Origin of the sequence: Achromobacter veterisilvae, from assembly GCF_900496975.1 — a bacterium.
GTDB classification, from domain to species: domain Bacteria; phylum Pseudomonadota; class Gammaproteobacteria; order Burkholderiales; family Burkholderiaceae_B; genus Achromobacter; species Achromobacter veterisilvae.
Window position 1 is genome coordinate 1 of the sequence record NZ_UFQC01000077.1, and the last position, 9,895, is coordinate 9,895.

The 9,895-nt window shown below is 67.1% G+C and carries 10 protein-coding genes and 2 pseudogenes; 9 read left to right on the forward strand and 3 right to left on the reverse strand.

The window, feature by feature from the left end:
- Positions 1-374 (reverse strand): annotated as a pseudogene (locus AVE30378_RS32010) (SPOR domain-containing protein); the annotation flags it as partial.
- Positions 375-437: 63 nt separating this feature from the next.
- Positions 438-1,748 carry a bifunctional tetrahydrofolate synthase/dihydrofolate synthase gene (gene folC / locus AVE30378_RS32015; protein ID WP_129247170.1) on the reverse strand — a complete coding sequence of 437 codons (1,311 nt, stop codon included), beginning with the start codon at positions 1,746-1,748 and terminating at the stop codon, positions 438-440.
- A gap of 165 nt (positions 1,749-1,913) precedes the next feature.
- On the opposite strand from folC, the gene AVE30378_RS32020 reads away from it, so the two are divergent.
- The 4 genes from AVE30378_RS32020 to AVE30378_RS32035 all read left to right on the forward strand — a co-directional run bounded on the left by AVE30378_RS32020 (position 1,914) and on the right by AVE30378_RS32035 (position 5,755).
- Positions 1,914-2,330 (forward strand): cupin domain-containing protein, encoded by a 417-nt coding sequence (locus AVE30378_RS32020; RefSeq protein ID WP_129247172.1) that lies wholly within the window; start codon positions 1,914-1,916, stop codon positions 2,328-2,330.
- A gap of 67 nt (positions 2,331-2,397) precedes the next feature.
- On the forward strand, positions 2,398-3,369 hold the full coding sequence (locus AVE30378_RS32025) for a Bug family tripartite tricarboxylate transporter substrate binding protein (protein ID WP_129247174.1): 972 nt from the start codon (positions 2,398-2,400) through the stop codon (positions 3,367-3,369).
- Positions 3,366-4,589 (forward strand): CaiB/BaiF CoA transferase family protein, encoded by a 1,224-nt coding sequence (locus AVE30378_RS32030; RefSeq protein WP_129247175.1) that lies wholly within the window; start codon positions 3,366-3,368, stop codon positions 4,587-4,589. The genes AVE30378_RS32025 and AVE30378_RS32030 overlap by 4 nt, the downstream gene beginning before the upstream one ends.
- A complete protein-coding gene (locus tag AVE30378_RS32035) occupies positions 4,589-5,755 on the forward strand; it encodes an acyl-CoA dehydrogenase family protein (protein ID WP_129247177.1) in 1,167 nt (388 codons plus the stop codon). The genes AVE30378_RS32030 and AVE30378_RS32035 overlap by 1 nt, the downstream gene beginning before the upstream one ends.
- A 25-nt stretch (positions 5,756-5,780) precedes the next feature.
- On the opposite strand, the gene AVE30378_RS32040 is transcribed toward AVE30378_RS32035, so the two are convergent.
- Complete coding sequence (locus AVE30378_RS32040; protein WP_129247179.1) at positions 5,781-6,518, reverse strand: IclR family transcriptional regulator; 738 nt, start codon at positions 6,516-6,518, stop codon at positions 5,781-5,783.
- A 143-nt stretch (positions 6,519-6,661) separates the two neighbouring features.
- Between AVE30378_RS32040 and AVE30378_RS32045 the strand changes: the two genes are divergently transcribed.
- From AVE30378_RS32045 to AVE30378_RS32065, 5 genes and pseudogenes are all read left to right on the forward strand, one after another.
- Positions 6,662-7,039, forward strand: a complete 378-nt coding sequence (locus AVE30378_RS32045) for a flagellar protein FlaG (protein WP_129247181.1) — start codon at positions 6,662-6,664, stop codon at positions 7,037-7,039.
- 142 nt (positions 7,040-7,181) lie between these two features.
- A complete protein-coding gene (fliD, locus tag AVE30378_RS32050) occupies positions 7,182-8,573 on the forward strand; it encodes a flagellar filament capping protein FliD (RefSeq protein ID WP_129247184.1) in 1,392 nt (463 codons plus the stop codon).
- A gap of 18 nt (positions 8,574-8,591) precedes the next feature.
- A complete protein-coding gene (fliS, locus tag AVE30378_RS32055; protein WP_129247186.1) occupies positions 8,592-9,020 on the forward strand; it encodes a flagellar export chaperone FliS in 429 nt (142 codons plus the stop codon).
- A 46-nt stretch (positions 9,021-9,066) separates the two neighbouring features.
- Complete coding sequence (locus AVE30378_RS32060) at positions 9,067-9,420, forward strand: flagellar protein FliT (protein WP_129247188.1); 354 nt, start codon at positions 9,067-9,069, stop codon at positions 9,418-9,420.
- Positions 9,417-9,895: pseudogene (locus AVE30378_RS32065) on the forward strand (flagellar hook-length control protein FliK); the annotation flags it as partial. The gene AVE30378_RS32060 and the pseudogene AVE30378_RS32065, both read left to right, overlap by 4 nt.

Here is a 9,895-nt window from a genome sequence, read left to right on the forward strand (position 1 = left end):
GTCGCCGGCGCGGCGGCGAGGGGCGGCGGCTGCACGGACGTGACCGGCGGCGGCGTGGGCACCGACGAAGGCTCGGCAGGCGCGGCGCCCGGCGCCGGCGTTTCCGGCGCGGCGACCTGGAGCTCGCTGACTTGCGGCTGGAACGGCGTATTGCGTTCCGGCACCTTGATGGGGATATTGTCGGCCACCGGCACGGGCTGGGAATCGAGCACCATGGGCAGGACGATGACGGCGGCCAGGACGAGCGCGATGGCGCCCGCCAGCCTGCGCCGCGCGCGGCCGCGCAACTCCGCTGCCTGGACCTCGCTAGGCACAGCCGCCCTTTTGGAGGACTGCGCCTGGTCGGCAGGATCTTTGCGTTTGAAAAAACCCATGGAGGAGAATTCCTTGCGGCTATATGGCGGCGGGCCGCCCTGGAGCGTCTGACCCGTTCTTGCCTATGCCTTGCGACCCAGAGCCTGCAAAACCGAGGCTACGGTGAGAAACGATCCGAACACCACGATTCTATCATTCTCCCCCGCCCGTTCGCGCGCCGCCGCAAAGGCCTGGGCCGGGTCCGGATAGGACGCGATGCCCGGGCTTTCGCCCCCCGCCGGCACGGGCGGCAGCGCCGCGGCGACCTGTTCGGCCAGCGCCTGCCCGGACGTGCCCCGCGGGCCGGGCAGGCCGGCGCAATACCAGTGGTCGACGCGGGTGCCGAGCTTGGCCACGACGCCGGCCAGGTCCTTGTCGTTGAGCATGCCGAACACCGCGTGGGTATAGGGGTGGAAGCCCATGTTGTCCAGGTTCTGGGCCAGCACGGCCGCGGCATGCGGATTGTGGGCCACGTCCAGGATGACCGCGGGCTGGCCGGGCAGGATCTGGAACCGGCCGGGCAGCGACGCCTGCAGCAGCCCCAGGCGCACGGCCTGCTGCTGCACCGGCAGGCGGTCGCGCACGGATTCCAGCGCGGCCAGCGCGGCCGAGGCGTTCAGCAACTGGTTGGCGCCGCGCAGCGCCGGATAGGCCAGCGAATTGCGGCGCTGGTCGCGCCCGCCGTAGGCCCACTGCTGGCGGTCGCCCGAGTAGTTGTAGTCGCGGCCGAACAGCCACAGGTCGGCGCCGATTTCCTGGACGTAGTCCAGCAGCGACTGCGGAGGCACCGGGTCGCTGCAGATGGCGGGCCGGCCGGCGCGGTAGATGTGGGCTTTCTCGAAGCCGATTTTCTCGCGGGTATCGCCCAGCCAGTCGGTGTGGTCCAGGTCCACGCTGGTGACGATGGCGCAATCGGCATCGACGATGTTGACGGCGTCCAGGCGGCCGCCCAGGCCGACTTCCAGCACCACGGCGTCCAGGCGGGATTGCGAGAACAGCCGCAGGATAGCCAGGGTGGTGAATTCGAAGTACGTGAGGGAAACGTCGCCCCGCGCCGCCTCGACGGCCTGGAACTGGGCGATCAAGGCGCCGTCCGTGGCGATCTGGCCGTTGATGCGGGCGCGCTCGTTGAAATCGATCAGGTGCGGGGACGTGTACAGCCCGACCTTGTAGCCGGCCGCCAGCAGGATGGCTTCCAGCATGGCACAGGTGGAACCCTTGCCGTTGGTGCCGCCGACGACGAACTTGATGGCGGAAAGCTCCAGCCCCATGCGAGCCGCCACGTCCCGCACCCGGTCCAGGCCCATGTCGATCGCGGTGGCGTGGATGGATTCCAGGTACCGCAGCCAATCGGACAGGGTGGCGGAAGCGTCAGGCGTGCGGACAGAAGACATGGCGGGGCCGTGAAGTGGAATCAGCCCTGGATTTTAGCAGTCCGGGCCCGGTGTTTTCCCTAATCCCCTAGGGCGCGGCACGGTATCCGGGCCGAAAAACCGCTTGCCGTTATTTTTCTCATACGTAAAAATGAATTCACATATGAGAATTTCCAAGAGAGGCACATGACTCAACGCGCAACGCCCGGCTGGCTGGTCCGGGAGGCCGACGTCCCCGGCTACCACCCCGCCAATCACACCGGCACTCTCAACCGACGGCTGATCGGTCCGGACACCGTCGGCGCCCGCGGCGTGGAAGTGCTGCTGGGCGTCATCGACAAGGGCAAGGGCGCCCTGCCGCACGCCCACCCCGGCATCGAGCAGGTCTGCTACCTGATCTCGGGCACGGCGCGCGCGCAGGTGCAGGACGAATGGGCCGACATGGGCCCGGGAGACTGCTGCTATTTTCCGCCCGACGTGCCCCATGTGTTCACCGTCACCAGCGACGAGCCGGCCCGTCTGCTGGTGATCTATACGCCCCCCTATGAAGAATCCCCCGACCGCGTGATCCGCGGCTTTCCGGCACCACCCACCGCCGCTTGAAGCGGCGCAGCCGGGAACGACGGCCGCAGAAGCCTCGCCCCGGACCGACAAAACAGGAGACAAACCCATGAAATTCCCCACCCTGCTGGGCGCCGCGCTGGTCAGTGGCGCAACCTTGGCGGCCGCCCCCGCCGCCCAGGCCGCCGACTACCCCGCCAAGCCCATTACGCTGGTCGTTCCCTTCCCCGCCGGCTCCGGCACCGACGCCGTCGGCCGCATTTTCGGCTCCGAGCTGTCGGCGATCCTGGGCCAGCAGATCGTGGTTGAAAACAAGCCCGGCGCCAACGCCACGATCGCGGCCAGCTACGTGGCGCGCGCCAAGCCGGACGGCTATACCTTGTTCGTCACCACCAACACCTCGCATTCCGCCGCCCCCTGGCTGATGAAGAACGTGCCCTACGATCCGGTCAAGGACTTCACGCCCATCGCCCGCGGCGGCAACCTGCCGTTCATCCTGGTCGTCAACCCGAAACGCCCGTGGAAAACCGTCGGCGACCTGATCGCCGACGCGCGCCAGCGTCCCGGACGCATCACCTACGCCAGCGGCAACAGCACCGGCATCGTCGCCGGCGCCACCCTGGCCAACCGCGCCAAGATCGACATCCTGCACGTGCCCTACAAAGGCACGCCCCAGAGCATGACCGACGTGGTCGGCGGCCAGGTGGACTTCATGTTCACGGACCTGGCCTCGGGCCTGCCCTTCGTGCAGTCGGGCCAACTGCGGGCCCTGGCCGTGTCCACCGCCGAACGCAGCGCCATCGTGCCGGACCTGCCGTCCATGGCCGAAGCCGGCGTGCCGGATTTCGACCTGAACTCCTGGAACGGCTATTTCGGTCCGGCGGGCCTGCCGCCGGAAGTCGTCGCCAGGCTCAACGCGGCGATCAACCAGGTTGTCGCCAAGCCCGACGTCAAGAAACGCCTGGCGGACCTGGGCTTCGACGCCTTCTCCAGCACCCCGGAAGCCTTCGGCCAGTTCGTGAGCGAACAGCGCGACCTCTGGGGCAAGCTGATCCGCGACGCGGGGATCGAGCAGCAATGACCGGACAGTCCGCCCCGGCCGCCGGCCCCCTGGCCGGCGTGCGCATCCTGGACCTCAGTTCGGTCGTGATGGGCCCTTATGCCACGCAGGTCCTGGGCGACCTGGGCGCCGACGTCATCAAGGTGGAGCCCCCCGCGGGCGACAACCTGCGGGCCGTCGGCCCCATGCGCAACCCCGGCATGGGCCATCTCTACCTGCACCTGAACCGCAACAAACGCTCGGTCGTGCTGGACCTGAAAACGCCCGAGGGGCTGGAGGCCTGCCTGAAGCTGGCCGAAAGCTGCGACGCCCTGCTCTATAACATCCGGCCCCAGGCCATGGCCCGGCTGGGCCTGTCCTATGAAGCCGTGGCCGCGCGCAATCCCCGCATCGTGTACCTGGGCGCCTACGGTTTCGGCGAAGCCGGCCCCTATGCAGGCCGGCCCGCCTACGACGACCTGATCCAGGGCCAGACCGGCATCGCCGCCCTGTACGCCCGGCAAAGCGGCGACCTGCCGCGCTACGCCCCCCTGACCCTGGCCGACCGCGCCGTCGGCCTGCACGTGGGCATCGCGCTGGTGTCCGCGGTGCTGCACGCCCGGGCCGCCGGGCGCGGCCAGCAGGTCGAGATCCCCATGTTCGAAGGCATGGCCCACCTGGTGCTGGGAGACCACCTGGGCGGCGCCACGTTCGAACCGCCGCTGGGGCCGACCGGCTACGCGCGCCTGCTGGCGCCGCACCGCCGCCCCTACGCCACCGCCGACGGCTATATCTGCCTGCTGATCTACAACGACAAGCACTGGCGCAATTTCTTCGGCCTGATCGGCCGGCCCGAACTGTCGCAGGATCCGCGCTTCCGCTCGCACGGCGCCCGGGCCGCCCACATCGGCGAGGTCTACGCCTTCGTCGCCGATGTGGTCGCCACGCGCCCCAGCCAGGACTGGCTGGAGGACCTGGCGCGGGCGGACATCCCCGCGTCGCAACTCTATACGGTGGACGGCCTGCTGGAAGACGAACACCTGGCCGCGACCGGCTTCATCCGCCGCCTGGACCACCCCAGCGAAGGCCCGATACGCACGACCGCGCCGCTGGGCCGGTACGAAGGCACCCCGACATCGCTGCGCCGGCCCGCCCCCACGCTGGGCCAGCACAGCCGCGAAGTACTGGAGGAAGCCGGCTACGCCGCCGAACGGATCACCGCCATGGCCGCCCGTGGCATCACCCGAGATGGAAACGACTGATGGACTTTGAATTCACTCCCGAGCAATTGGCGTTGCGCGACGCCGTCTCCCGCATCTGCGACCGCTATCCCGACGAGTACTGGCTGGAACGCGACCGCGAAGGCGGCTTTCCGGAACCGCTGCACGCCGACCTGGCGCGCGACGGCTGGCTGGGCATCGCCATGCCCCAGGAATACGGCGGCGCCGGCCTGGGCATGACCGAGGCCGCCCTGATGATGCAGACCATCGCCGCCTCCGGGGCGGGCTTCACCGGCGCGTCGGCCGTGCACATGAACATCTTCGGGCTGAACCCCGTCGTGGTGTTCGGCACCGACGAGCAGCGCGCCCGCTGGCTGGAACCGCTGATCGCCGGCCGGGAAAAGGCCTGCTTCGCGGTGACCGAGCCGGACGCCGGCCTGGACACAACCAAGCTCAGCACCCGCGCGGTCCGCCAGGGCGACGAATACGTGGTGCACGGCCGCAAGATCTGGATCTCGACGGCCCAGGTCGCCAACAAGATGCTGCTGCTGGCGCGCACCACCCCGCTGTCCGAGGTGGAAAAACCCACGCAGGGTCTGTCGCTGTTTTATACGGACCTGGACCGCGAGCGGATCGAAGTCCGCGAAATCGAGAAAATGGGCCGCAAGGCCGTCGATTCGAACATGCTGTTCATCGACGGCCTGCGCATTCCGGTGGCCGACCGCATCGGCGAGGAAGGCCGGGGGTTCGAGTACATCCTGCACGGACTGAATCCGGAGCGCATCCTGATCGCCGCCGAAGCGGTGGGCATCGGCCGCGCCGCGCTGGACCGGGCGGTGAAGTACGCCGGCGAACGCACCGTGTTCGGCCGCCCGATAGGCCAGAACCAGGGCATCCAGCATCCGCTGGCCCAGGCCTGGATGCAACTGGAGGCGGCGGACCTGATGGTGTTCAAGGCGGCCAGCCTGTACGACGCGGGCAAGCCCTGCGGCCCCTACGCCAATTCGGCCAAATACCTGGCGGCGGAGGCCGGCTACAACGCCTGCCAGACCGCGGTCATGACGCTGGGCGGCATGGGCTACGCAAAGGAATACCACGTGGAGCGGCTGTTGCGGGAAAGCTTCATTCCCCGCATCGCGCCCGTCAGCCCACAGTTGATCATGTGCTTCATCGCCGAAAAAGTCCTGGGGCTGCCCAAGTCCTATTGAGGCCCGCGGGCAGCCGGGCCACGCTTCAGGCCTGCTGTTCGAGCCCCGTGCACGCCGCCCGCAGGATGCGGGCGTAGTTTTCCTGTTGCGGCTCGATCCGGTAGATCGGGCCGCCCACGGAAATGGCGTAGTGCTCGCCCGACAGCGTCACCGGCCAGGCGATGGCACCCACGTCCGGAATGGATTCCCCGCTGTTCATGAACCAGCCGCGCTGGCGCGATAGCTGGATATCGGCCAGCAAGGCCTCGCGGGTGATCAGCGTGCGCTCGTTGTGGCGGGTCATGGACATGCCCGCCAGGAGGGCGTCCCGAGCCGGCTCCTCCAGCAGCGACAAGAGCGCTTTTCCCAGCGAATTTGCGTGTACGTCCTTGAACTCGCCGGCAACCGGCGCGTATCGGATCGTATGCGGAGAATCCAGGACGTCCAGGTAGACGACCCGGCCGTCCTGGCTCAGCTTGGCGAAGACGACGGTTTCGCGGGTGGCGTCCCGCAATTCGGTCAGGCTGGGATAGACCCGGTCCAGCACCGGATCGGCGCGCGCGATGCGCTGCGCCATGGCCAGCAGGCGGCCCGTCGGGTAGTAGCCCTGGCGCCGGCCGGTTTCATAGAGATAGCCCAGCCCGGTCAGGGTGCGTATCAGCGCCAGGCAACTGGATACCGGGACGTCCAGCAGCCGGGCCAGGTCCGACAGCGGCAAGGCGCGCTTCTCGCGGGCATAGGTTTCGATGATTTCGATAACTCGCAGCGCCGTCTTGACACTCATTGCCCCATCCAAACCATTTAGCGTGTGAAACATCTGGCGCGCCGAAGGCTAAAGTTTCCCTGCGGGCCTGCCGTAATGGTAGCTGAGAATTCCCTGAAAACAGCGCGTTCCTCCGAGACGCCCACATCGCCGTTGGAGTGATCATGGCCGTAACCCCGCTAGCCCCTGTTTCGTTCGCCCCCGCGCCGGTCGCGGCCGCCCCTGTCGTGGCGGATCCCGCCATAAGCGTCACGCCCGCCGCAACCGCGACGAACAGCGGGGCCTCCGGCAGCGCCACGTCGGGCCAATCCGATTCGCAAAAGCTGCCCCTGGACAAGGCGCTGGAAGAGATCAACGACCAGATGAAAGCCTGGTCCACCCAGCTCCAGTTCGAAATCGACCCCGACGTGCACCAGGTGGTGGTGTCGGTCGTGGACGCCGAATCGGGCGATGTCGTGCGCACCATCCCCAGCGAGGCCGTGCTGAGAATCGCCAAAATGATCGTGAACATGCAGGGCAACGGCATCAAGACGACTGCCTGATGCGCGGATTAAAACGCCGTTTTACGTATTTTCGGCGCCAATCCGCCGCAGAAGCACCGAATTAGGCATGCCTTATGCCCTTACCCGGCCAATCGCCGGCTCCGAATTTTTGACAGAATCGCATCGCTAGGAAGGATTTCACATGGCTTCTATTACCAATCTCGGCTCGACCACCGGACTCCCGCTGGAAGACATCCTCACGAAGCTTCAGGCGGCAGAGGACAAGAAGCTGAGCCTGTACACCAATCGCCAGGCCAGCTACGAGGCCCGGGTGAGCGCCTATGGCCAGGTCCAAAGCGCAGTGGAAGCCCTGCAAAAAGCCGCTTTGGCGCTGGGCAAGTCGTCGACGCTGGACGCCGTCAAGGCCAACGTGGTCGGCGAAGGGCTGACCGCGACCATCGGCGAGAACGGCGCCACGATGGGCGAGTACGCCATCAAGGTGAAGAGCCTGGCCGCCGCCCAGACCCTGCAATCGGGCAACGTCGGGAGCCGCACGGCCTCCAATGGCGCCGACGGTTCGTTTGAAATCGAGTTGACCAGCGGCGACAAGCACACCGTCGAGCTGAAGGGCGACACCTCGCTCAACGGGATTGCCCAAGCCATCAACAGCGACGATAAGGCCGGCGTGCGCGCCACGATCATCACCAACGAAGACGGCAGCTACCTGATGCTCAGCGCCAAGGACACGGGCGTGCAGGCATCGGTCAAGTCCATCACGGTGACGGGCGACGACAAGCTGAAGAACATCCTCAGCTATAACTCCGGGGCCGACACGGAACTGACGGAACAGACCGCGGCGGCGGACTCGGAAATCGAGATCAACGGCATTACCGTCAAGAGCGGCAGCAACAACATTTCGACCGCCATCGACGGCATCACGCTGAACCTGACCGCCCTCACCGGCACCGACGCCGTGACCGGGAACGACAAGGTCGTCACCCTCAAGCTGCAAAGCGACACCAGCGTGGCCAGCAAGGCCGTCCAGGATTTCGTCAATGCCTACAACTCGCTGCAAAGCACGATCACGAAGCTGACGGCTTTCGACGTGGCGGCCGCCACGAACCAGGCCCTGACCGGCGACAGCACGACGCGCGGCATCCAGTCGTCCATGTCCAGCGCCTTGCAGGTCGTCACCTCCGAGGGCTCGGTGCGTTCGCTGGCCGATCTCGGCATCACGCTGGACCCCAAGACCGGCCAACTGAAGCTGGATCAAAAGGAACTGGACAAGGCGCTGACCGCCAACCCCGCCGACGTCAAGCGCATCATGATGTCGACCGACGGCCTTGCCGCCAAGTTCGACACCGCGGCCAAGGCGGCCCTGGGCAGCAACGGTTCCATCAAGCTCAGCCAGGACGGCCTGAACGAATCCATCAAGGACGTCAAGGACCAGCTCACCCGCGCCAAGGCCTCCAGCACGGCATCCATGGATGCCATGCGCGCCCAGTTCATCGCGCTGGACAAGTTCGTGTCGCAGCAGACTGTCACGGCCAACTACCTGACCCAGCAGTTCGCGGCCTTGACCAAATCCCAGTAATTTATAGAAGATGCATTAATGACTTACGCCGCCCGCCGTCCGACCGGCTCCTATTCCGTGCGTTCCTACGCCGATATCGGCCTGGAAACCCAGGTTCTGGGCGCCAGCCCGGAAAGGCTGATTTCGCTGCTGTACATGGGAGCCCGGGCGGCGATCGGGCAGGCCCGCCTCCACCTCCAGGAAGGCAGGGCAGTAGAGCGCGGCGTCGCTATCTCGAAGGCGATCAAGATCGTCGATGAAGGCCTGAAGACCGGATTGAACATGGAAGCGGGCGGCGAAATCGCCGCGAATCTCGCCCGTCTGTACGACTACATCGTCCGCACGCTGTTGTTGGCGAACCTGCGCGCGGACGCGGAAGCACTCGAAACCGCCGACCGCCTGCTGGCGGACCTGGCCGAGGCCTGGCAGACCTCCATAGATCGCGCCGTCGGCGGCATGCAGCCTTGAAGGCCCGGCATACGCATAGCCCAGCCATCGAACGCCCGAGATTTCCATGACGTCCATTACCCAGTACACCTCTCCTATCCTGGAACACTACCAGGAGATCGCTCTCATCACGGGAGAAATGCTAGCGGCCGCCCAGGTCGGCGACTGGGACGGGGCGATGGTCCATGGCCAGCAATACTGCGAACGGGTGGAACGCCTGCGCCAGGTCGAGCATGCAAAGCCGCTGGACGAAGCCGGCCGCGCCGTCAAATACGACCTGCTCGTGCGCATCCTGGAAAACGATGCGCAGACGCGGGACCTGGCTTTGCCGCAATTGGCGCGGCTGGGGGAATTGCTGGGACGCATGAAACGCCAGCAGACGCTTTTGTCCACATACGGCACTCAGGCGCCTGAAGAATGAGCGTAGGTCCCGCCGCACTCGGCAACGTCCTGGTGCAGCGGCTGGACGCCGTGCTTGGCACGACGATGTCCGCCGCCAACGCGAATCTTGCCTCCGGCGCCCGGCCGGACGCGGTCAGCCAGCCCGGCAGCCTGGAAAGGCCCGGGCCGTCGGACGGCTCGGCCCGCGATCCCCGGCAAGGCATACAGACTGGCGGCGCCCGAGGCGACCGCCAGAATACTGTCATCGACGCCAAGACCGCCGCCGCCCTGGCGCTGGCGGCCCGCGGGCTCGTCACCAGCAGCGACACCACGGCCTCGGCCCCGACCACGCTGGGCACGACCGCGCGCACGATTCTCGCCCTGCTCGCCCAGTATCCCGAGGCCGCGCCCGCCCTCCAGGGCCGCGCGCCGCTCTGGAGCGCCAGCCCTGCCGCAGGCCAGACGGGCGGCGCGCCCGCGCAGGCGCAGGCGCCCGCCGGCCAGGCGGGACAGCC

Bases quoted from the DNA above. Each gene is read 5' to 3' on its own strand.
- AVE30378_RS32060 (WP_129247188.1), top strand. From the start codon at position 9,067: ATGACGTCCATTACCCAGTACACCTCTCCTATCCTGGAACACTACCAG.
- AVE30378_RS32035 (WP_129247177.1), top strand. From the start codon at position 4,589: ATGGACTTTGAATTCACTCCCGAGCAATTGGCGTTGCGCGACGCCGTC.
- AVE30378_RS32025 (WP_129247174.1), top strand. From the start codon at position 2,398: ATGAAATTCCCCACCCTGCTGGGCGCCGCGCTGGTCAGTGGCGCAACC.
- AVE30378_RS32040 (WP_129247179.1), bottom strand. From the start codon at position 6,518: ATGAGTGTCAAGACGGCGCTGCGAGTTATCGAAATCATCGAAACCTAT.
- fliS (WP_129247186.1), top strand. From the start codon at position 8,592: ATGACTTACGCCGCCCGCCGTCCGACCGGCTCCTATTCCGTGCGTTCC.
- fliD (WP_129247184.1), top strand. From the start codon at position 7,182: ATGGCTTCTATTACCAATCTCGGCTCGACCACCGGACTCCCGCTGGAA.
- AVE30378_RS32030 (WP_129247175.1), top strand. From the start codon at position 3,366: ATGACCGGACAGTCCGCCCCGGCCGCCGGCCCCCTGGCCGGCGTGCGC.
- AVE30378_RS32045 (WP_129247181.1), top strand. From the start codon at position 6,662: ATGGCCGTAACCCCGCTAGCCCCTGTTTCGTTCGCCCCCGCGCCGGTC.
- AVE30378_RS32020 (WP_129247172.1), top strand. From the start codon at position 1,914: ATGACTCAACGCGCAACGCCCGGCTGGCTGGTCCGGGAGGCCGACGTC.
- folC (WP_129247170.1), bottom strand. From the start codon at position 1,748: ATGTCTTCTGTCCGCACGCCTGACGCTTCCGCCACCCTGTCCGATTGG.